The organism is Mycobacterium sp., assembly GCF_039583785.1.
In the GTDB taxonomy this organism is placed as follows: domain Bacteria; phylum Actinomycetota; class Actinomycetes; order Mycobacteriales; family Mycobacteriaceae; genus Mycobacterium.
Map to the genome: position 1 here is coordinate 35,247 of NZ_JAVKSG010000007.1, position 21,996 is coordinate 57,242.

The window sequence follows — 21,996 nt, forward strand, 5'->3', positions numbered from 1 at the left end:
TGGGTTTGTCGAGTACTGCGTCGGTCGGCACTCTGCTGGCTGATCTGGGTTTGTCGGGTAACGGGGTGGATGTCGGCACGTTGCTCAGTGACCTGGGTTTGACCGGTGGTGGGAACACGGTCGGTGACCTGTTGCACGATCTGACTTCGTCGAGTGGTACGATATCTGTCGATAGTTTGCTGAGCGATCTGGGCTTGTCGAGCAGTGGCGTGTCGGTCGGCAGTCTGCTCACTGACCTGGGTCTGTCGGGCAATAGCCTGACTGTAGGTGGTCTGCTGGGTGATCTGGGTCTGTCGGGCAACAGCCTGGGCCTCGACACCCTGCTGGGTGACCTGGGTATCGCGCCGGGCACCGGCCTGAGCATCGGCGGGGTGTTGGGCGACCTCGGCTTCTCCAGCTCAACCGGTGATCTGACACTGGGTGGCCTGCTCAGCGATCTGGGTAACCCCTTCGGGGCCCTGAACATCACCGACCTGCTGAACGGTCTGAACGTGGGCAATCTGCTCGGCGACCTCGGTCTGTCCAACCTGCCCGTCGATCTGTCCAACTTGGGTGATCTTTCGAACCTGACGCTGGGCGGCCTGATCGGCGATCTGGGTCTGGGCGACCTGGCCAACGTCAGTGTGCAACCGCTCGGCGGCTTCGACACGTTGCTGGTGGACCTTGTCCCGCAACAGGTTCTCGCCTCGCTGGGCATGTAAGGCTCAGGCGTAGGCCTGGACCGGCGGGCAGGAGCACACCAGGTTGCGGTCACCGTAGGCACCGTCGATGCGGCGCACCGGCGGCCACACCTTGGGCCGGAAACCCTTGCCCAGCGGGTAGGCGGCCACCTCGCGGGTGTACGGGTGCTCCCAGGTGTCGACCAGCAGGCACTCGGCGGTGTGCGGCGCGCCGCGCAGCGGATTGTCGTCCACCGTCCACTCGCCGGCGCCGACCTTGTCGATCTCGCCGCGGATGGCGATCATCGCGTCGCAGAACGCGTCGACCTCGTCGAGGCTCTCGCTTTCGGTGGGCTCGACCATCAGCGTGCCGGCCACCGGGAAGCTCATGGTGGGCGCGTGGAACCCATAGTCCGCCAACCGTTTTGCGACGTCGTCGATGGTGACGCCGGTCGACTTGGTGATCGGCCGCAGGTCCAGGATGCATTCGTGGGCGACCATCCCGTTCTCGCCGGTGTAGAGCACCGGGTAGTACTCGTCGAGGCGGCGGGCGATGTAGTTGGCCGAGGCGATCGCGGTCAGCGACGCCGCCCGCAACCCGGGGGCACCCATCATCCGGATGTAGGCCCAGCTGATCGGCAGGATCGACGCCGACCCGTAGGGTGCCGACGACACCGCCGGACCCGACGGCAGTTCGGGCGCATACAGGTGGCCGGGCAGGAACGGCGCCAGGTGCGAACGCGCCGCCACCGGTCCGACGCCGGGGCCGCCGCCGCCGTGCGGGATGCAGAACGTCTTGTGCAGGTTCAAATGGCTGACGTCGCCGCCGAACTTGCCGGGCCGGGCCAGCCCGACCAGTGCGTTGAGGTTGGCGCCGTCGATGTAGACCTGTCCGCCGGCGTCGTGCACGGCCGCGCAGATCTCGGCGATGTCGTGCTCGTACACACCGTGGGTGGACGGGTAGGTGATCATCAGCGTCGACAGCCGATCCGCGTGCTCACTGACCTTGGCGCGCAGATCGTCGAGGTCGACGTCACCGTTGGACCGGCAGGCCACCACCACGACTTTCATGCCGGCCAGCGCGGCAGACGCGGCGTTGGTGCCGTGCGCGCTGGACGGGATCAGGCAGATGTTGCGCTCCGACTCGCCGCGGCTGGCGTGGTAGGCGTGGATGGCCAGCAGGCCGGCGTACTCGCCCTGCGATCCGGCGTTGGGCTGCAGGGACACCGCGTCGTATCCGGTCAACTGCACCAGCCAGGTTTCCAGGTCAGCGATCAGCCGGCGCAGGCCCGGGCTGTCAGACGCCGGCGCGAACGGGTGCTGGCGGGCGAACTCCGGCCAGCTGATCGACTCCATCTCGGTTGCGGCGTTGAGCTTCATCGTGCACGAGCCGAGCGGAATCATGGTGCGGTCCAACGCAAGATCCTTGTCGGCCAAGGAACGCAGGTACCGCATCATCGACGTCTCGGTGCGGTACTTGACGAACGCTGGATGAGTCAGGAACTCCGATGTGCGGTTGACGATTCCCGCACAGACCGGCGCCGCGGGCGCGGCGCCGAACGCGTCCAGCACCGCAGCGACATGGGCATCGGTGGTCACCTCGTCACAGGTCACCGACACGTGGTCGCCATCGACCCGCCAGAGGTTGATGCCGTGTGCCTTGGCCGCCGCGACAACCTCGTCGGCGCGACCCGGGACCTTCGCCACGACGGTGTCAAAGTACTTGTCGTGCACTAATTTATCGCCGAGCGCGGCGGCGATGGCCCCGGCATGGCCGTGCACTCGCCGGGCGATGCCGCGCAGTCCGTCTGCGCCGTGGTAGCTGGCGTACATGGCGGCCATCACCGCCAGCAGCACCTGGGCGGTGCAGATGTTGCTGGTCGCCTTGTCGCGACGGATGTGCTGCTCGCGCGTCTGCAGCGCCAACCGGAACGCCGGTGAACCGTCCGCGTCGACCGAAACGCCGACCAGCCGGCCCGGCAGTTGGCGAGCATGTTGGGCGTGCACCACCAGATATCCGGCGTGCGGGCCGCCGAATCCCATTGGCACACCGAAACGTTGGGTGTTGCCGAACGCCACGTCGGCGCCGATCTCCCCCGGCGGGGTGATCAGCGTCAGCGCCAGCAGGTCGGCGCCGATGGCCACCAGCGCGCCGCGCTCATGCGCTTGCGCAACCAGCGCCGACCAGTCGGTGACCCGGCCGCTGGCGCCGGGCAGTTGGGTGATCACGCCGAAGAACTCACCCTCGGGCAGGCCGTCCCGCAGGTCGGCAGTCACGATCTCGATGCCCAGCGGCTCAGCGCGGGTGGCCAGCACCGCCGCGGTCTGGGCGAACACGTCGACGTCCACCGCCAGCCGGTTGGCGGTCCCCTTCGCTGCCCGCCGCATCAGCGTCATCGCCTCGGCGGCCGCGGTGCCCTCGTCCAGCATCGACGCATTGGCCACCTCGAGCCCGGTCAGGTCGGCCACCATGGTCTGGAAGTTCAGCAGCGCCTCCAGCCGGCCCTGGCTGATCTCCGGTTGGTAAGGCGTGTAGGCGGTGTACCAGGCCGGGTTCTCCAAGATATTGCGCAGCAACACCGGCGGTGTGTAGGTGTCGTAGTAGCCCTGCCCGATCATCGACACCGCGACGGTGTTGGCGTCGGCCAGTGACCGCAGCTCGGCCAGCGTTTCGGCTTCGGTAGCCGCCGGCGGCAGCTGATCCAGGCCGGGCGCGGCACCCGAATCGGTCAGTGCGTCGAGAATCCCGGCAGGCAGAGCCCGGCGGGCAAGTTCGTCGAGCGAGTCCACCCCGATCACCTCGAGCATCGCCGCGACGGCGACGCTGTCCGGGCCGATGTGCCGGTCGGCGAAAAGCGGATTGGTGTGGTCGGACATGGCGAACTCCTGACGAAGAGGTACCAGGCCCTCCCCCTCTGTCGTCTACCCGAACCGGGCGCCTGAGAGATTCGACATGTGTCTTTCCCCATGGGCGGGTGACTGATTGCCACCGCTTTCCAGAGGCATCGGGGTCCGGCGCGGTCCGGGTGCCTGAGAGGTTGACGGAGAGGTGTTGCTCCTTCGGCGTCCGTGGCTGGCAGCCACGGAACTCTCCCGCGCAAGAACGATGCATACACCAGTTTACCGACTCGGCGGCGCCGGCGCGGCCGGCGGCACCGACAAGAAAAAAGCGGGTCAGCCGATCTTGCGGTCGCGGTGTTTGCGACGAGAGGCCAACTCGTCTTCCGGCGTGGCGATCGACTCGCCGCCGTCGGCCCGCTCGCCGGGGAAATCTGCGATGGCGCCGGTCAATTCGCGCATTGCGCCGGAGACGGCGATGCCGAACACGCCCTGTCCGCCCTGCAGGAGGTCGACGACTTCCTCGGCTGAGGTGCACTCGTAGACCGTGGTGCCGTCGGAGAACAGGGTGATGTTGGCCAGATCCTGAACACCTCGTTGGCGCAGATGGTCGACCGCGACGCGAATGTTGTGCAGCGAGATGCCGGTGTCGAGAAGTCGCTTGACGATCTTGAGCACCAGGATGTCTTTGAAGGAGTACAGGCGTTGGCTACCGGAGCCGGCGGCGCCGCGGATCGACGGCACGACCAGTGCGGTGCGGGCCCAGTAGTCCAACTGGCGGTAGGTGATGCCGGTAATTTGGCAGGCACTCGGGCCGCGGTACCCGACCAGTTCGTCCGGTACCGAGTCGTCGGGAAACAAGCCGCCTTGCACGGGTTCGCTCGACACGCGGATCACCGGTTCGGGGCTGGCTGCTGGACCGTCGTCGAGGGTGGTCACAGACTCGAGATCCAGTTGATCCTGACGTGGCTGGTCACCCACGGTGCATCCTCTCGCCGATCGCGCGCTCGTTACGGGCTGCCGTTTTCGCGTTTGCTCAATCGAGTGCCTGTGAGCATACGCTTTTCGACGCGCTGTGGTGTTCGTAGAACTAATCAGTCGAAGCAAAGTATGGCGGTCGTGACGGTGTCTCCACGCTATGCAAAGGGCGTGTCGAGGTCGAACTCGCAGATGAGACGCATCCGTGATGTGGCCGGGTCGGACGCCAATGCACCTGCCGGCACCTTAGGTGGCCTTGAAATCATCGGGCGAAACGCTGTCCAGAAACTCTTTGAACTTCTCCACCTCGTCCTCGCGAACACCCGCCGGCTCGTCGTCGTTCTCGTCGGGGATCAGCAGGCCGGCCTCGGCGAGCACCGCCTCTTCGACGTAGATGGGAACGCCCGCCCGCAGCGCGATGGCCACCGAGTCCGATGGCCGCGCCGAGACGGTGATATTGCGGTCAAAGATCAGGTCGGCGTAGAAAGTTCCTTCTTGGAGATCGACGATCCGCACCTCTTTGAGTGAATGACCAAGTGCGGCAATGAGATCCCGAATCAAGTCATGGGTCAGCGGACGGGGCGGCTCGACTCCCTGCTGCTCCAGAGCGATCGCCTGAGCTTCAGACTGGCCGATCCAGATGGGCAGGTAGCGGTCACCGTTGGCCTCGCGCAGCAACAGCACCGGCTGGTTTTGCGGCTGCTCGACGCGAATGCCGACGACGCGAACTTCACCCATCTGTGTCTGCCCTCCGCACGTGCTGCCGTTCCGTGTCAGACCTGCCCCGACGCCGCGATGGAAAGACCAAGCCGCCGAACGCAAGCTGTGGTTTGGAAGTCTAGTCCTTCAGCGGTGGAACACGTCGCGCACGGCGGACTTGATCAACGACGTATGAAGCGTGATCGCGAGGGCAGCGACCTCGCGAGCCAGGTCGTCGGCGCGGTCACGGGCACCGGTTTTTCCGGTGTTGACGAGGGGCCCGGCGATCTGCGCGATCAGGTCGGACTGCCGGTCGGCGGCCGAGCGGAATGCCCTCAGGTGGCGGGGTTCGACGCCGTAATCGGCGAGCGCACGTGCGCACTGCAGGATCACCGGCGCGTGCTCGTCGAAGAACCCGCCCGGACCGGTGGTGATCACCCCCGCTTTGAGCAGCGCCGTCAGCAGGTCGCCGTCAACGCCCGAGCGGTCCAGTAGGTCCTCGCGGCTGAGCCGCACGCGGGTCGGCGCGACAGTCACCGGATCCGTGTCGGCGGGGGCGCGGTCACCGACCGTCACCAATCGCGGTGCACCATAAGGCGATTTGGCCGGCGGCAGCTCGCCGTCAGGCTGAGCGTCCAACTGTGCCTTGATGACTTTGAGCGGCAGGTATTGATCACGCTGCGCCGTCAAGACAAAGCGCAGGCGAGCGCAGTCGTACGCAGTGAACCGGCGGTAGCCCGACGCCGCGCGTTGCGGCGTCACCAGACCCTCGGCCTCCAAGAAGCGAATCTTGGAGATCGTCACGTCCGGGAAGTCTGGCCGTAGCAGGTCGAGGACCGCTCCGATAGACATCCCGCCCAGTGCGGGAGTCTCGGGCGCGGTCACTAGCCTCCGGACCCTCCGTCTTCACCGACCTTGGGCCCGGTCAGGAAGACCAAGCGGAATTTACCGATCTGGACCTCGTCGCCGTTGGCCAACACCGCCGAGTCGACCGGCTCGCGGTTGACGTAGGTGCCGTTCAGGCTGCCGACGTCCACCACCTGGAACTCGTCGCTTTCCAAACGGAATTCAGCGTGCCGCCGGCTGACGGTGACATCGTCGAGGAAGATGTCACTGTCTGGGTGCCGGCCCGCCGAGGTGGTCGGTTGATCGAGCAGGAAGCGCGAGCCGGCGTTCGGCCCCCGCTTGACCACCAGCAACGCCGAACCGGCCGGCAGTCCCTCGACGCCGGACACCGTGGTCTCGGAGCTCGTCGGCGCGGGAGCGTCCAGCTCGTTGAGGAAGTCGGCGCGGAACACCGATGTCGTCTCCACGGTGACTTCATCAGAAGTCAGGTCGTTGTCCTTGTCCGTCACCCGCTGCTCCTCACTGGCCGCTGCTGCGTTGTCTCACTTGGGTCCGGCCGGTCAGGCTTCACACCCGCGGTGGCCGTCGATGTGACGACCGTACCCCGCACCGGAGCCCAATGTGCCGTCCCCCGCCGGATCGGCGGCTACATCATCTGCTAGCCACGTAACTTCCGCCCCGGTCGGGCTGGCGGGGAAACGATAACAGCGGTCACTCGGACAGCGAGCCGCGGTACGCCTCGGCGTCCAGGATCTCGGCGAAACTCTTCTCCAGCGCAGCCTCGGAGACCTGGAGATCGATCAGCCAGCCGCCGCCATACGGCTCGGAGTTGACCAGTTCGGGTCTGCCGTCCAGATCCGGGTTGACGGCAACGACTTTCGCCGAAACAGGTGCATAGAGGTCCGACACGGATTTGGTGGACTCCACCTCTCCGAAAGCCTCACCCGCGGTCAGCTCGTCACCCACGTCGGGCAGCCGCACGAACACCACGTCACCCAACGCCGACTGGGCGAAGTCGGTGATCCCCACCCGGACGGTGTCCTCACCGGTTCGCCGAACCCACTCGTGGTCGGTGGTGTAGTGCAAATCTGGTGGGATTTCGCTCACGGTGTTCCTGTTCTGCTCGACTGATCAGGGGTAAATCACTTTCCGGGCTGAGCGTATTGGCGCGGTTTCGGTTGCCGCAAGGCGGTGATGCTCACCTTGTCCGCTTGCTGCACCGACATGGTGCCGCCGACCCGCTTGACGCTGTCCGCCGCGCCGCCGGGGATGTTCATCGCCGCGGCGAGCGTTGGCGGATCACCAATGGCGACAACCGAATACGGTGGAGTAAGGGTCTTGCCGTCGACGGTCAGCGCGCCAGGTGCCCCGACGATCCAGGTGTCGACACCGGTTCGCACCGCCTGGTTGCGATCGCCGATCTGAATCGCTTCGGCCCCGGCGGCCCGCAGCTCGTCGAGCACATCGAGCATCGCCTCGGGCGCCACCCCCGGCCCCGGGTCGTCGATCCGGACCGTGACACCGGGCCCGGTGGCTCCGACGGTGCCGATCAAAATCGACAGCGCCGCCAAACGGGCCTGGGCATTCTGGATGGCCGTCTGGTCGTTGCTGCCCGAGGCCTGCAGCGCGTTCAATGAGCGCTGCAGTTCCGTGACTTCGCCGCTCAGCGTGGCTTCGCGCTGACGCAGGGAGTCCAGCAGCACCAGCAGATCGGCGGGCCGCGCCGTGTCGAGCGAGTCGCCGGTCGTGGTCTGGTGGGCCTGGGTCGCGATGGCCACGCCCAGCAGCAGGCACAGCATCACCGCCAGCGTGCCGAATACGGTTCGGCCGCGGCGCAGAAATCCGCGCGCCCGCAGTCCGCCGATCGCGGGTTCCGGCTGATCCGGCGCCAACTCGTGTCGCCTGTGTTCTTCATCCGGTACCCGCTCGAGCTTGCGCGTGGCGGTGTCGTCCGGTTCGGGATCGGCGTCGCTCATGCCGGCCGCATACCCGTTATGCCCCGAACAACCGGCGCCGCAGCGCGGCGGCGTTACCGAAGATGCGGATACCCAGCACGACGATGATCGCGGTGGACAGCTGTGTGCCGACGCCCAATTGGTCGCCCACGTAGACGACCAGCGCCGCGACCAAGACGTTGAACACGAACGACACCACGAAGACCTTGGGGTCGAAAATTCGCTCGAGGTAAGCCCGCAACCCGCCGAAGACCGCGTCCAGCGCGGCGACCACCGCGATCGGTAGATACGGCTGGATGACCTCCGGCACGTTGGGATGGATAACCAGGCCCAGTACGATACCGACGGCCAGCGCTACGATCCCGATCATCGGCGCTCTGCTCCCAGTCGCTGGACTCTTCGCACTACGGCGAACCAATCTGTTTGGCGAACTTGATATCTCGCGCCGCCCCGGCCGGCAGCGTGAGATTGGCCCCGGCGCTGACGTCGACACCGACACCATAGGAGGTTTCCAGGAGTCGTAGCCGGCGCAAGCCGGGGCTGCTGTCGAACACGTCCTGCATGGCATGCGGTGGCCCGACCGCCAGGACCACATACGGGCTGCTGACCGGGTTGTTGTCGACCAGAATGGCGCCGCCCGCCTGCCGGATGGTGACGTTCGGTCCGATCCGGACCCCGTCGACCGAGATCGCCTCGGCGCCGCTGGCCCACAGCGCGTTGACCACCAGCTGTAAGTCGCGGTCCAGGATGATCTGCTGACTGCCGGCGACCCGCTGCTTGGACACGTCGGACAGATTCGGTCCAACGCCGGGGTCGGTCACGGTCACGCTCAGCCCCGGGCCGATGACCGGGGTGCTCGCGGCCGCCAGGCTGAGCCGGTCGAGACCGGCCAGCAGCCGCCGTCCCGCCGCGTCCTCGGCAAGCGTCCGTCGCTGCACGTCATCACGGTGCGCCGCAAGCGTATTGCGCTCCTCGATGAGCCGGCCCGTCGTCGCCTCCTCGGAGCGCACGTCGGCCGCCAGCACCCGCTGGGCAGCGCTCACTCCGGGGGCGACCAGCCGGGCCTGGGCGACCGCGGCGGCGAACACCGCTGCCACCAGCAACGCGGCCAGCGCCTGCCAGAACCAGCCCTGAAGGCGGGCGCGACCGGTCGGCTTGGCGCTGCTGTCCCGCTGCGCGGCGGCCGCCGCATAACCGGGGTCCAGGTGCTCGGAGAGCAGGGCGCGCAGCAGCGAGGGAACCGGGATCCGCTGCACCCGCCCGGCCTCGTGCGCACCAAGACCGGAGTAGGGCTCGTAGCCACCCAGCGCCGGGTCAGGCATTGCGCGCCTTCACCGGTGGCATCCGGCGCAGCACAACGACCACCTGCCAGGCGTAGATCATGAACGACCACAGGTACATGTAGGTACCCCAGATCAAAAACGCCCAGCCGCAAGCAAATACGACGCGACTCCACAGCCCCTCGAACTGGCCGAGCAAGATCAGCGGGAAGGCCGACATCAACGCGAACGTCGCAGCCTTGCCGACGTAGATCACCGGCAACGCGGTGATGCCTCGGGTGCGCAGCAGTGGCACTTCGGCGGCCAGCAAGATGTCGCGGATCAACAGGACGGCGATGATCCACCACGGCAGGAGGTGTCCCAGCCCGAATGCGATCGGCGTGGCCACCATGTACAGCCGGTCCACCAAAGGATCGAGATATGCACCCAGCTTCGAGGATTGGTTCATCAGCCGCGCGATCTTGCCGTCGGCCCAGTCGGATGCGCCGCTGAAGATCAGGACGGCGACCGCGAGCGCGTCGGCGTGCGCGAACAACAGCAGGTAGATGAAGACCGGGATCAATACCAGGCGGAGGCCGCTCAGCACGTTGGGCACCGTCAGCACCCGGTCGTAATTCATGTGTGGGCCATCATCATCTGAAAATGCCGGGCAGGCTCAGCGCGGAAAGTGAGTCGTCGGACAACGGGTTGTCGTGCACCATGTAAGTCCACGTCGAGGTCGGCCGGGCCAACTTCGACAGATCGACGCCCGGCTCGTCTTGGATGGACGGCGACGTCTCGAAGGTCTGCTGGGCCGCTTCGATGGCGTCGGCGGCCAGCGACGCGAACGCGTCGACCGCCATCCGGTGGAACTCGTCGAGCGGGTTCTGCCGTCCCAGCGCCCGCAGGTGAATGCTCTCCCGGATGTCGGCCAGGTAGGCCAAGTGGTCGGCCCAGCCGCGGTCGAGATGAAACAGCATGATCAGCCGGCAGATCTTCTCCAGCTGCTCCTCGGAAAGCTCGCCGGACAGTTCCTGGTAACGCTCAGGAGCCAGCTCGGCCAGCTCTTCGCGAGCGGCGGCGGTGGACAGCAGCGTGTTGCGTCGCTCGACGATGATGGCGCGCTGCTGCGCGGTCAGCTGGTTGTAGCGCCAGGTGTTGGCGTGCACGTCGAGCAGACGGCCCTCGGCGACCCGCTGCGCGTGGTCGAGCAGCCCGGCGACCTTGGTGCTGACGATGCGGCCGTCCCCCTTTTCTGAGTCGGTCTGCATCGGCAGCTTGTTGGGCTCGAGGTTGGCCGCCGCGACGTCGTCTTCCCAGCTGGAGAAGAACACCGACGAACCCGGATCACCCTGGCGGCCGGCGCGGCCGCGCAGCTGATTGTCTAGCCGCTCGGTGTGATGCCGGCCGGTGCCGACCACGTGCAGGCCGCCCAGCTCGACCACCTCTTTTTTCTCAGGGTCGTGGTCGCCGACGCCGGAGCCGCCCAGGCGGATGTCGGTGCCGCGGCCGGCCATTTGGGTCGAGACCGTGACGGCCCCGAGCTTGCCGGCCTCGGCGATCACCGAGGCTTCCTCGGCGTCGTTCTTGGCGTTGAGCACCACCGCGGGCACGCCGCGACGCTGCAGGCGCTCGTGCAGCTCTTCGGATTCGGCGACGTCGTGCGTACCGACCAGGACGGGCTGTCCGGTCTGGTGGATGTCGATGATGTGGGCGATGATCGCGTCGATCTTCGCCGCGGCGGTGATGTACACCCGGTCGGTTTCGTCTTCGCGGATGTTGGGTGTGTTCGGGTCGATCGGCGACACCCCGAGCTTGTAGAACTGGCGCAGCTGTTCGCCTGCGGCTAAAGCGGTTCCGGTCATCCCGCACACCGTCGGATAGCGGTTGATCAGCGCCTGCACGGTGATGGTGTCGAGCACCTCGCCGGTCTCGGTGGTCTCGATGCCTTCCTTGGCCTCGACCGCGGCCTGCAGACCATCGGGCCAGCGTTGCAGCGCAGCAATGCGACCGCGGGACGAGTTGATCAGGTGCACGGCGTCGTCGCGCACGATGTAGTGCACGTCGCGGTGCAGCAGCACGTGTGCGTGCAGCGCGACGTTGACTTCGGTGAGCGTGGTCCCGACGTGTTCTTCGGAGTAGAGATCGATTCCGCCGAGCTGTTTTTCGAGTTTGTGCGCCCCGGCCTCGGTCAGGTGGACGTTGCGGTTGTCGGCGTCGGTGGCAAAGTACTCGTCAGCGGACTCTCCGCTGACCAGCTGCCCTACCAGCCGGATGATCTCCAGCCGCGGCTGCTCGCGGTGGCTGGTTCCGGCCAGCACCAGCGGCACCAACGCCTCGTCGACGAGCACCGAGTCGGCCTCGTCGATCAGGGCCACGTCCGGGTTGGGCGACACCAGATCGACAACGTCGGTCACCAGCTGGTCACGCAGCACATCGAAGCCGATCTCGTTGACCGAGGCGTAGGTGACGTTGCACTGGTAGGCCGTGCGTCGCTGCTGCGCGGTCGACTCCCCCGTCACCCAGCCGACGGTGACCCCGAGGGACTCCAGCAGCGGGCCCATCCATTCGGCGTCGCGGCGGGCCAGATAGTCGTTGATGGTGACGACGTGAACGTGTCGGCCTCCCAGTGCATAACCGGCGGCCGCGATCGCCCCGGCCAGCGTCTTGCCCTCGCCGGTCGCCATTTCGACCACGTCGCCGGCCAGCATCCTCAGCGCGCCGAGCAGCTGTACATCAAATGGACGGAGTGCGGTCGTCCTTTCCGCGGCTTCCCGCGCGATCGCCAGGAACTGCGGAATGTCGGCGGCCTCGGCCAGGTCGTCGAGGTTGAGCAGGCCCGCGGCCTTGCGCACCTGTTCGTCGTCGAGCCCGGCGGCCTTCTCGTCGTACTCGGCCGATGCGGTTACCTGGGCCAGCGAGCGGCCCTGGTTCTTCTCAGCGCTGGCACCGAGCAGTCGCCAGAAGCGACCGCTCAGACGGCCCGACGTTGAGCTGGTGGTCTTTGTCACAGGTCAACGGTACCGGCCGACGACGATGCGGGGCGGGACGCCCCGGGGAGAAGTCGGCCGTTTAAGCCGGAGCGCGCGTCAGGCGAGATTGGACCGGCGTGGATAGGCGACGTCGGGATCGGTCAGCACATTGACCACGGCCGGCAGGCCGCTGTCGAAGGCGCGCTGCAGCGCCGGCTTCAGCCCGGTGGGCGTCGAAACCAGCTCGCCGTGCCCACCCAGCGCACGCACCACCTCGTCGTAGCGGGTCTCGGGGCGCAGTTCGGCCACCACTGAATAGCCGTAGAGCGCCATCATCGGATGATGCTCTAAGGCCCAGATGCCGTTGTTGCCGATCACCGAGACGACGGGAACGTCGTGTCGCGCCAACGTGTCCCATTCCATCCCGCTGAAACCGAATGCGCCGTCGCCCTGTAGCAACACCACCTGGCGGTCCGGCCGGGCCAGCTTGGCGGCCAGCGCGTACCCCGGGCCCGAGCCGAGGCAACCGAACGGGCCGCTGTCCAGCCATGCCCCGGGCACGAAGCTGTCGATCACCCGGCCCGCGTAAGAGCCGAAGTCACCGGCATCGACCACGACGATCGCGTCGCGGTCCAGCATCGGGGCCAGCTCGGCGTAAACCCGCATCGGGTGCAGCGGACTGCGGTCGTCGGCCAATTCGCCCTGCTCACGCTGACGCGCGGCAATCTCGGTCGCCCGCAGATCGGCGACCCATTCGTCGTGGCCGGCTACCGTCGTTTCGCCCAGCGCGGTCAAGGTCGCCGACAGGTCACCGTAGAGCCCCGCGGCGATCGGCCGGGGATGCGCGCGATCGGGCCGGACGCGGTCGGCCACGATCAGCTGGGTCTGTTCTCCGAATACGCCGCCGAATCCCAGCCGGAAGTCCATCGGCACCCCGATCACCACGGCGACATCGGCCTCCCCCAGCGCTTTTGAGCGCGCCCGAGAGAACGCCAGCCGATGATCGGCGGGCACTGTGCCGCGGGCCATACCGTTCATCAGCACTGGTATCCCTCGCTGCTCGGCCAGTCGCAGCAGCGCCTCCTCGGCGTGCCCCCACCACACATTGGTGCCGGCCATGATCACCGGACGCCGGGCCGACCCGAGCAGGCTGACCGCGCGGTCGAGGGCGTCGCCGTCGGGCAGTTTCGGTACCGGCGGCGTAGTCAGGGCGCCAGGCTGCCCGCTGTCGGCGGCGACCGAAAACACGTGGTCCATGGGGAAATCGATGAACGCCACCCCCGACGGCGCGCCGACGGTGGCCCGCAGCGCGTCGTCGATCAACCCACTGACGGCCTGCGCCGACGGCGCGGTGGCGGCGAATCGGGTCAGCGGCGCCACGAACGGCACGTGGTCGATCTCCTGCAGCGAGCCCATGCCCCATCGCCCGGCAGGCGCCCTTCCGCCGAGAACCAGCAGCGGCGAGGAGTTCTGCTGGGCAGCGGCCATCGCGCTCATGCCGTTGGTGACGCCCGGGCCCGCGGTCAGCGCGGCGACCCCGGGCTGGCGCGTCACCTTCGACCAGCCTTCGGCCGCGAAGGCTGCGGTCTGCTCGTGGCGGGTGTCGATCAGCCGGATACCCTCGCTGCGGCAGCCGTCGTAGATCGAGAACAGATGGCCACCGGACAACGTGAAGATGGTGTCGATTCCGCTGGCCTTCAGGCGGCGGGCGATCAGCCGGCCGGCGTGGAAAGTGGTCGCCGCGTCGGTGTCCATCCGCCGAGCGTACGACCGGGCGTCGGTAGCGAAGATGCCCGCCTCAGGCCCGCTGCGGTAGCTTCGCGGAGTAATTCGTCTGGCGGGCGTTCGACGCTGGCCATGGACCGCACGCCAAAAACCGGAGGAGCAGGCGCACCGTGGAGCTGTTCAAGCCATCCATCAACTGGGGTCACGCGCTGACCGATTCAGTGTCCTGGGTTGCGCTGGCGTGGTTGATCAGCGCCGTGAGCGCGATCGCCGTGCTGGTGCTACTGCGGTTCCTCACGCCGTGGGGTCGGCAATTCTGGCGGATCACCGGCGATTACTTCATCGGCAGGCATAGCTTCCGGGTGTGGCTGCTGCTCGGTGTGCTGCTGTTGTCGGTCGTCATCTCGGTGCGCCTGAATGTGTTATTCAGCTACCAGGCCAACGATCTGAGCTCGTCCGTCCAAACCGCTGTGCAGGGTATGGCTACCCACGATCAGGCCGTGAAACAGTCTGGCGTACATGGCTTTTGGATGTCGCTGTTGATCTTCAGCATCATGGCGGTGCTGTTCATCGCTCGCTTTGTACTCGACATTTATCTGACCCAGCGATTCATTGTCGCGTGGCGGGTTTGGCTCACCGACCGGCTGACCGGCGACTGGATGGAAGGGCGGGCGTATTACCGCGGCCGGTTCATCGATAGCACCATCGATAACCCCGACCAACGTATTCAGCAGGACATCGACGTGTTTACCGCCAATGTGGGAGCCACTCCCAACGTGCCGTCCAACGGCACCGGCAGCGTGCTGTTGTTCGGCGCGATCGATGCGATGCTGTCGGTGGTGTCGTTCACGGCGATTCTGTGGAACTTGTCCGGAACGCTGACGGTGCTCGGTGTCAGTCTGCCCAAGGCGATGTTCTGGATTCTCCTCCTCTACGTGTTGATCGCGACGATTGGCGGCTTCTGGATCGGGCGACCGCTGATCGGGCTCAGCTTCCGCAACGAGCTCACCAACGCCGCCTTCCGCTATGCGCTGGTGCGGGTGCGCGACGCCGCCGAGGCGGTGGGCTTCTACCGCGGCGAGCGGGCCGAACGCGCGCAGTTGAGCGCCCGGTTCCGCCCGATCATTGACAACTATCTGCGGTTCGTGAACCGGACCGTCGGCTGGTTCGGCTTCAACGTGTCGATGAGCCAGGCAATCGTCCCGCTGCCGTGGGTCCTGCAGGCACCGCGGTTGTTCTCCGGCCAGATCAAATTCGGCGACGTCACGCAGACCGCGGCGGCGTTCGGCAACATCAGCGACGGGCTGTCCTTTTTCCGTAACGCCTATGACCAGTTCGCCAGCTATCGGGCGGCGATCATCCGGCTCAACGGCCTGGTGGAGGCCGACGAGAAGGCCCGCGAGCTGCCCGAGCTGCTAGTCCGGCCAAGTGCCGACGGTGCCGTCGACATCGAGGGTGTCGAGGTGCGCACCCCCGACGGCGACCAGCTCATCGACACCCTCGACGTGCACTTGACGACCGGTGACGCATTGGTGATCACCGGCCGGTCCGGCAGCGGTAAGACAACGCTGCTGCGCAGCCTCGCCCAGTTGTGGCCGTACGCGACCGGAACACTGCGCCGGCCCGACGGCCCTGCAACCATGTTCCTGTCGCAGCTGCCCTATGTGCCGCTCGGTGATCTACGGGCGGTGGTGTCCTATCCGGCCGACGCCGGCGACATATCCGACGACGACCTCCGCGATGTGCTCAACCGAGTTATGTTGGGCCACTTGGTCGACCGGCTCGACGACCTTCAGGACTGGGTGAAAGTTCTCTCCCCCGGCGAGCAGCAGCGGGTCGCGTTCGCGCGGGTGCTGTTGACCAAACCCAAAGCGATTTTCCTCGACGAGGCCACCTCGGCGATGGATGAGGGTCTGGAGCTGGAGATGTATCGGCTGCTGCGCGGCGAATTGCCGCACACCATCGTGGTCAGCGTCAGTCACCGCAGCACGGTCGAGCACCATCACAATCAGCGGCTCGAGCTACTCGGCGAAGGCCAATGGCGGCTGGGCCCGCTGGAGAGCGAGCCGGCGGCAGTCTAGCCAGCCGCGTGCGTGCCGGCTCGACGACCGAAGAAGGATCCCTCACCGAGCTGGGTGCCGCTGGCGTATCCCTTACCGTCCTGGGCGATGTTGGACGCACACGCCCCCACCGCGTACAGGCCGGCGACGGTCGTGCCGTCGTCGCGCAGCACCTGACCGTCGACCGTGACCGCCAGACCGCCCATCGTGAATCCGGAATACATCGCTCGCCCCAGTGACAGATCGAACACGGCCCAGGGGCCATTGTCCTGCGGCGCAAGGTATTCCGGCTGCTTGTGGAAGTCCGGGTCCGCACCCTTGGCGGCGAAGTCGTTGTAACGTGCCAATGTCGCCGCGACGTTGCCCGCGGTGATCTCAAGTGCGGTCTCGAGTTCGCCGATCGTCTCGTAGCCGTCGAGGAACTTGATCAACGGCATCGCGGGCATCTCGGTATGCGCCTCGTCAACGATCAGGTACGCGGTCTGCTCCGGTTGCTCCAACACGAAAGCCGATGTGCGCGAATGGTAGGAGTCCTCTGCGACGAAGCGCTTGCCCTCCTTGTTCACGATCACGCCCGTCAGCAAAATCTCGGGTGGATAGGCGGCCGCGGTGATGAACTTCTCGTTCATATTCTCGGCGACCCCGCCCGCCGATATACCCATCCGCAGGCCCAGGCCGTCGTCGCCTGCGTTGCCCAGAATGTAGGGCGCAACCACACCGTGGTGTTTGGTGCGTCGCGGCTGGCCCAGTTCAGGCGTGTGTTCGGCGACCATCTCCGGGTTCATCGCGAAGCCGCCGGCGGCGATGATGACCGAGTTGGCTTTGACGGCACCGGTTTCGGTGAAGTGTTTCCAGGCGACGCCGACCACGGTGCCGTCCGCATCCAGGATCAGGTTGGTGGCCCCGGTCTCGTATCGGAACTGCACATCCAACGCATCGGCGCGTTCGACGAGTAGATCCATCACCATCGACGCGCCGCCCAACTCGCCCGGCACCGGCACCGAATGACCGCGTGGCGAGGGAACGGCCTGCTCGCAGAACGGCCAGACCTTTTCGTTGCCGGTGTAGCTCAAGCCTTCGGTGCCCGGCGGGACGACTACCTTGCCCGGGTAAAAGCTGCGCTCGAACTCAAATCCCAAGTCTTCCAACCAGTTGAAGTGATCGACGCTGCCGTCGCTGTAGGCGCGGATCTTCTCGTGATCGGGTTCACGCGCCACCGCCACCAGGTACTTGTACATTTCCTCGGCCGAGTCGGGATGGCCGGTCGCCTCCTGGACCGCGGTACCGCCGCCCAGGTAGAAGTGCCCGCCGGCCATCGCGGTGGTGCCACCCGCGGCGGCGGCCCGCTCCAGCACCAGCACCCGCGCGCCGGCGGCGGCCGCGCTGACCGCCGCGCATCCGCCCGCGATGCCGAAGCCGATCACCACGACGTCGACCTCATCCGACCATGACGCGATGTCGTTGACACGCAACGTTGCTGGGATGTCAGAGCTCATTGGCGCCACTCCTGCTCATCGCTGCTCCTGCTTGATGTAGTCGAAGAACTGGCGCATCTCGGCCGAGAAGTGCGCGATCTCGACATAGGGCAGCCCAAATTGCGGGGCGGACAGATAGGCGAACCGCAGGCCGCCGGGCATCACACCCTGTTGCGGCACGGTGGCTCCTTGCCCGGCGGCGCAGGCCAGCGCGGCATCGAAGTCCTCGCGGGTGTCGGCCTCGACGCAGATGTGGTGCAGACCCGGTCCGCTGCTCTGCAAAAAGTCACTATAGATATTAGGCCCGCGGACCGGTTCGATCAGTTCGAGTTGCATGTCGCCGAGATAGCTCAGCGAGATGTTGGCGACGAAGTCAGCCGGTGCGCCGTGGTAGCTGCAGGTCTGCGGAGCAAAGTGAACATCGGGCAGCCGCACCCACTTTTTGACCCCTAACAGGCCGGTGAGAGCGGTTTCTGTGGCATCCAGGCCGGGTGTCACCCACGCGGTTTGGACCGGGGATCGGAAAGACACGCTCATCGTCTGGCAGAATAACCCAGCATCTCCGGTGGCTGAAACTGCCACCGGAATGTTGCCGGTATCGGTGCGGGCGAGCCGGTAGGAACCCCGCTGAACACGTTCTAATTTTGGGTTGTCACGCGGAAAGGAGCCACGTCGGCGTCGGCGTGGCTCAGCATCCCGAGCAGCAGTCGCACCTGGGTGTCGAAAACCGTCCGCACATCGCTGAGCGTGTCAGCGCCGTACTGCCCGAACACCTCGAGGGTGATGGCACCCACCACGCCCGCCCAGATCGCGAAGCACTTCGCGATGACGGAATCGTCACCAGGAAAACCGAATTCGTGTCTAATCCGCTCGAAGTCAGACGATATCGGTTGTGGTGCATGGTAATTGGTCAGCATGATGTCACCGGTGGCGATGCCGGCCGCAACGGCGTCGAAAAGTGCTCCGATAACCCGCGTTCCGGGGCCGACCGTTCGCTCGGCCGGTGCGTGATAGCCGGGCACCGGGCTTCCGTACAGCAGCGCCCAGCTGGCCGGGTGGGTAACGGCCCAGGTGCGCGCCGCGTGCGCGATCGCCACCACGTCATCGCTCCACACGTATGGCACGGCCTCGCGGGCGAGATCCACCACGTCGGCGAGTTCGGAGTACGCGTCGATCAGCAACAGTGTCAGCAACTCGTCGCGGCTGGACACGTACCGATAGACCGCCGAGGACACCATGCCCAGGTCACGGGCGATCGCCCGAAGCGACAGTCCGGCCGCCCCGTGCTCGACCAGGTGCCGCCGGCCGAGCTCGATGATCTGCGCCTCGATGCGCTCGCGCGAATCACGCCGGTTCGCCATCGGTCAAGTCTGACACAACGGGAGATCAGTGCTCTTGTTTTTTCGGGTTCAGCATGTCAGTGTCGAAACGGTAGAGAGCGGTGCTCTCCTGGTCCGAGAGAGGACATATCGTGCAGGTCCGATACGACGCACCCAACGGCTTGGCCAAGGCCGCCAACACACTGGTCCGCTGGCTGGCCGACGCGGGTTCCAGGCGATCGAGGTCGACGACGCGGCGAAGCCCGAGCTACTGAGGCGCTACTTGGACAGGTGGTACTGGCAGGTCAAAGAGCACATCGCGGGGCTGACCCCCGATTCCAGCCCCGCCCAGATCGCGGCGGCGGCACCGTCGATCCCGGTCTTCGCGCTGCAGGCCGACGCCTAGATCGCCGGACCGCCCACGTCCTGACGGATCTGCTGGATGGTCGACTGCCACGACACCGCGGCCGGGAAGTTGCCCCAGAGGCTGTTGAAGATCCCGACGATTCGTGCGGGACCGGGGGCGTTGGTGAGGTAGACCGGTCCGCCCGAGTCGCCCTGTTGGCTGACCGCGCCGTGTCCCATCGTGAACCAGCCATTGTTGACGGCTTCGACCGTTCCACAGCTCTGGCCCGTGACAACGCCGAAGTGGCAGACGGATTCGCCCGGCGTGACGACCAGGCCGGGGTCGGATTGCAGCACGCGGCCGCCGGGCAGGACGTTGTTCGCCGTGACGTCAGGGGCCAGCACGATCGACTCGTAGTCGGAGATCTCCTGGTCGGTGTTGACGAATGCCCCGTTGGGTGTGTTGTCCCGGAAGCTGGCCACCTTGCCGATGACCCTGTTCTCCCGGTCGAGCACTGGGCCGTCGCTACGGCAGTGGCCCGCGCTGAATGCCACCCGCAGACCGGGGTCCACGTAACCCAGGGTGCACCGGTGCGCGCCCTGGTGGATCTCCATCCCGGGAAACACGACGACCGGGTCGGCGTGGGCGCAGATGGGCACAAACGCCGACAGCGCCGCCGCGATGACCGTCGCGCCGAAAGCGCGGATTACCGGACCCCCCACCCGCCGACTCCGATCCGTCGCGGCCGACGCCCCACCGGCCGGCCATTAGGCTACTTAGTCAATATTAGGCGAGCCGACCTCGCGGAGCGGGTGAGTTGGGAATGCGCCGAGCGCGGGTACGACCGGCGCGCTCGCATTGACGCTCAAGGGATGGTCAGCACCTGTCCCGGCTGGATCAGATCCGGGTTGGAGATGCCGCTGGCGTCGGCGATGATCTGGTACTTGCTGCCGTCGCCGTAGAACTGCTCGGCGACGGCCCACAACGTGTCGCCGGATTCGACGGTGTAGGTGCGCGCGGCTGCGGGCTCGGGCTCCGCGTGAGCGGCTTCCTCAACCGCAGGTTCTTCCGCAACTGCCGGTGCCGCGGCCGCTGGCTCCGGCGGCGGCGGTGCGTCGGTCTCGGTCTTAGTCGACCAGGCGGCAGCATCGCCGGAGTAGAGCACCAGATTACGGTCGTCCTGCAGGACCAGACGCACGTTCTTCTTGCCTTCGGTGTCGGTGTGCCACACCGGCTTGTCGCCCGCGTACAGAACAAAGTTGCCGTCGCTCTGGACCTCGGCGCGGACCACATCTTCTCCGTTGGTGCCCGACGCCCAGATCGCGTGCCCGCGCGATGCCAGCACCAGGTTCCCGTCGTCCTGCAACGTCAGGGTGTAAGCCCCGTTGCTCGAGGTGAGCGATTCACCTTTGACCAGCTTGTGCCCCTCGGTGAGAGTGTCTCCCACAGCGATTCCCTTCTCGTGGTCACGGCAGGCGGATACCAGCCTCGCCGTCGAACTTACTGACCTCGGCCAAACCGCGGGGGTTTTCGGCTGGCGGTTTTAGAAACGCGGGGTGAACAAGGGCTCACCGCTGAGCAGGTGTCGTTGCTCTGGGTCAGGCCGCAGATGAGGGCTGCCAGCCCGGCGGCCCGAACACGTAGCCGACCCGGTCGCGCAGACAAGTCGCGGAACGGAAATCGCCAGCAATAGACCGGTATTCGTGAGTCTGCAGCTTCCAGACGTTGAAGAACACCATCCACGGCGGAATCCCCAAGAGTGGCAACGGAATCCACATGAGTATCTCGCCGCTGTTGTTCCATTTCTGACGCAGCGCGGTGGCGAAATTGAAGTACTGGCTGGAGTGGTGGGCCTGATGGGTCGCCCACATTAGCCGAATCCGGTGTGCGCTGCGGTGATAACGGTAGTAGAGCAGGTCGACGCCGAGAATCGCGATCGCCCAGGTGTACCAACGCGTCGCCGGCAGCTGCCAGGGAGCCACGTAGGCGTAGATCGCCGCATAGCCGAGAAGCGCGATCAAACAGCACCGGATCCCGCATGGGCTCGGGGAGCACGGACAACAAACCCGCGAGCGCATTCACGCCCGCACCCTACGACGCCCGGCTACTCCATCTCCTGTTCCGGGGGCATCCGGTCGTCTTGGTCTCCGGCGTACCAATGCACCGCCTGAACGCCTTCCTGCAACGACAATTCCGCGACGAGTTGCTCCAGCCGGCCAGGCGCGTGGCCGTCGCTGAGCAGATACGCAGTCAGGGCGACGTTGTCGTCGCTCGTGCGGCCAGTTCGGATGCCACGTAACTGCAGGCGATCACCGCCGCCCCCGGTACGCTGCACAACCTGGGCGCGGGCGTACTTCGCGGACTTGGGCCGACAGATCAGCTGCAGTTGGTACGGCTGGTCGTCTTCGTCCTCCTCCACCACGTTGTCGTTATCGATCAGGTGGCCCAACGGACGTCCCAGCAGGTGGACCAGCACGATGGTGCCGGTGGCGATCAACGCGAACACCAGGTGCCCGCCGGCCGCGAGAACACCGACCGCGGCCGAACACCAGAGCGTCGCCGCGGTGTTGAGCCCGCGCACATTGAATCCCTCCCGCAGGATGACACCACCACCGAGGAAGCCGACTCCGGAGACGACGTAGGACGCCACCCGGGTGGGGCTGCTGTCGTTGGTGGCCACCGCGTACAGCACGAACAGCGTTGCGCCCGTCGCCACCAGCGCGTTCGTGCGCAGCCCGGCCCGTCGTGCCTGCCATTGCCGCTCGATTCCGATGAGGGCGCCGCAGCCGAGTCCCACCCCTAGCCGCAGCGTGAATTCCGCGATACTCAGCGTCTGCATGACGCGACTCTCCTTTTCTGTTCGCC

At 66.3% G+C, this 21,996-nt stretch carries 19 protein-coding genes, 3 pseudogenes and 1 riboswitch; of the genes and pseudogenes, 3 read left to right on the forward strand and 19 right to left on the reverse strand.

The window, feature by feature from the left end; translation table 11 throughout:
• A pseudogene (locus ABDV69_RS04875) lies at window positions 1-701 on the forward strand (hypothetical protein); the annotation flags it as partial.
• Between the two features lie 3 nt (window positions 702-704).
• On the opposite strand, the gene gcvP reads toward ABDV69_RS04875, so the two are convergent.
• From gcvP to ABDV69_RS04935, 12 genes are all read right to left on the reverse strand, one after another.
• Window positions 705-3,536: an aminomethyl-transferring glycine dehydrogenase gene (gene gcvP, locus ABDV69_RS04880; protein ID WP_343572203.1), complete on the reverse strand. Its 2,832-nt coding sequence runs from the start codon at window positions 3,534-3,536 to the stop codon at window positions 705-707.
• A gap of 131 nt (window positions 3,537-3,667) precedes the next feature.
• Window positions 3,668-3,765: riboswitch (glycine riboswitch) on the reverse strand.
• 68 nt (window positions 3,766-3,833) lie between these two features.
• Complete coding sequence (locus tag ABDV69_RS04885; RefSeq protein ID WP_343572204.1) at window positions 3,834-4,478, reverse strand: MerR family transcriptional regulator; 645 nt, start codon at window positions 4,476-4,478, stop codon at window positions 3,834-3,836.
• Window positions 4,479-4,721: 243 nt separating this feature from the next.
• A complete protein-coding gene (locus ABDV69_RS04890) occupies window positions 4,722-5,213 on the reverse strand; it encodes a bifunctional nuclease family protein (RefSeq protein WP_343572255.1) in 492 nt (163 codons plus the stop codon).
• 108 nt (window positions 5,214-5,321) lie between these two features.
• On the reverse strand, window positions 5,322-6,059 hold the full coding sequence (locus ABDV69_RS04895; RefSeq protein WP_343572205.1) for a MerR family transcriptional regulator: 738 nt from the start codon (window positions 6,057-6,059) through the stop codon (window positions 5,322-5,324).
• Window positions 6,059-6,529 (reverse strand): glycogen accumulation regulator GarA, encoded by a 471-nt coding sequence (garA, locus tag ABDV69_RS04900; protein ID WP_343572206.1) that lies wholly within the window; start codon window positions 6,527-6,529, stop codon window positions 6,059-6,061. Before garA ends, ABDV69_RS04895 begins: the two co-directional genes overlap by 1 nt.
• Window positions 6,530-6,731: 202 nt before the next feature.
• Window positions 6,732-7,127, reverse strand: coding sequence for a glycine cleavage system protein GcvH (gene gcvH, locus ABDV69_RS04905; RefSeq protein ID WP_343572207.1), 396 nt, complete (start codon window positions 7,125-7,127; stop codon window positions 6,732-6,734).
• A 35-nt stretch (window positions 7,128-7,162) separates the two neighbouring features.
• Window positions 7,163-7,996: a DUF881 domain-containing protein gene (locus ABDV69_RS04910; RefSeq protein WP_343572208.1), complete on the reverse strand. Its 834-nt coding sequence runs from the start codon at window positions 7,994-7,996 to the stop codon at window positions 7,163-7,165.
• Window positions 7,997-8,012: 16 nt separating this feature from the next.
• Window positions 8,013-8,345 (reverse strand): DUF1290 domain-containing protein, encoded by a 333-nt coding sequence (locus ABDV69_RS04915; RefSeq protein ID WP_343572209.1) that lies wholly within the window; start codon window positions 8,343-8,345, stop codon window positions 8,013-8,015.
• 34 nt (window positions 8,346-8,379) lie between these two features.
• Complete coding sequence (locus tag ABDV69_RS04920; protein ID WP_343572210.1) at window positions 8,380-9,297, reverse strand: DUF881 domain-containing protein; 918 nt, start codon at window positions 9,295-9,297, stop codon at window positions 8,380-8,382.
• Window positions 9,290-9,874, reverse strand: a complete 585-nt coding sequence (locus tag ABDV69_RS04925) for a CDP-alcohol phosphatidyltransferase family protein (RefSeq protein WP_343572211.1) — start codon at window positions 9,872-9,874, stop codon at window positions 9,290-9,292. The genes ABDV69_RS04920 and ABDV69_RS04925 overlap by 8 nt, the downstream gene beginning before the upstream one ends.
• A gap of 13 nt (window positions 9,875-9,887) precedes the next feature.
• Window positions 9,888-12,245, reverse strand: a complete 2,358-nt coding sequence (secA2, locus tag ABDV69_RS04930; protein WP_343572212.1) for an accessory Sec system translocase SecA2 — start codon at window positions 12,243-12,245, stop codon at window positions 9,888-9,890.
• 78 nt (window positions 12,246-12,323) lie between these two features.
• Entirely contained in the window at window positions 12,324-13,961 is a 1,638-nt protein-coding gene (locus ABDV69_RS04935) for an acetolactate synthase (protein WP_343572213.1), read from the reverse strand.
• Between the two features lie 140 nt (window positions 13,962-14,101).
• Between ABDV69_RS04935 and ABDV69_RS04940 the strand changes: the two genes are divergently transcribed.
• Complete coding sequence (locus ABDV69_RS04940) at window positions 14,102-16,012, forward strand: ABC transporter ATP-binding protein/permease (protein ID WP_343572215.1); 1,911 nt, start codon at window positions 14,102-14,104, stop codon at window positions 16,010-16,012.
• On the opposite strand, the gene ABDV69_RS04945 is transcribed toward ABDV69_RS04940, so the two are convergent.
• The 3 genes from ABDV69_RS04945 to ABDV69_RS04955 form a co-directional block, all read right to left on the reverse strand.
• Window positions 16,009-17,487, reverse strand: a complete 1,479-nt coding sequence (locus ABDV69_RS04945; RefSeq protein WP_343572217.1) for an FAD-binding protein — start codon at window positions 17,485-17,487, stop codon at window positions 16,009-16,011. The two genes, ABDV69_RS04940 and ABDV69_RS04945, sit on opposite strands and share 4 nt — an antisense overlap.
• 15 nt (window positions 17,488-17,502) lie before the next feature.
• Window positions 17,503-18,003, reverse strand: a complete 501-nt coding sequence (locus ABDV69_RS04950; protein ID WP_343572218.1) for a VOC family protein — start codon at window positions 18,001-18,003, stop codon at window positions 17,503-17,505.
• Window positions 18,004-18,104: 101 nt separating this feature from the next.
• Window positions 18,105-18,827, reverse strand: a complete 723-nt coding sequence (locus ABDV69_RS04955; protein ID WP_343572219.1) for a TetR/AcrR family transcriptional regulator — start codon at window positions 18,825-18,827, stop codon at window positions 18,105-18,107.
• A gap of 199 nt (window positions 18,828-19,026) precedes the next feature.
• On the opposite strand from ABDV69_RS04955, the pseudogene ABDV69_RS04960 reads away from it, so the two are divergent.
• A pseudogene (locus ABDV69_RS04960) lies at window positions 19,027-19,191 on the forward strand (nitroreductase family deazaflavin-dependent oxidoreductase); the annotation flags it as partial.
• Here ABDV69_RS04960 and ABDV69_RS04965 read toward each other — a convergent pair.
• The 4 genes and pseudogenes from ABDV69_RS04965 to ABDV69_RS04980 form a co-directional block, all read right to left on the reverse strand.
• Entirely contained in the window at window positions 19,188-19,853 is a 666-nt protein-coding gene (locus ABDV69_RS04965; protein ID WP_343572220.1) for a hypothetical protein, read from the reverse strand. The pseudogene ABDV69_RS04960 and the gene ABDV69_RS04965 sit on opposite strands and share 4 nt — an antisense overlap.
• A 143-nt stretch (window positions 19,854-19,996) precedes the next feature.
• A complete protein-coding gene (locus ABDV69_RS04970) occupies window positions 19,997-20,578 on the reverse strand; it encodes a LysM peptidoglycan-binding domain-containing protein (protein WP_343572221.1) in 582 nt (193 codons plus the stop codon).
• 151 nt (window positions 20,579-20,729) lie between these two features.
• A pseudogene (locus ABDV69_RS04975) lies at window positions 20,730-21,213 on the reverse strand (sterol desaturase family protein).
• Between the two features lie 22 nt (window positions 21,214-21,235).
• The gene (locus ABDV69_RS04980; RefSeq protein ID WP_343572222.1) at window positions 21,236-21,970 is read right to left on the reverse strand and encodes an MgtC/SapB family protein; all 735 of its coding nucleotides are present in this window, start codon (window positions 21,968-21,970) and stop codon (window positions 21,236-21,238) included.
• Between the last annotated feature and the right edge of the window lie 26 nt (window positions 21,971-21,996).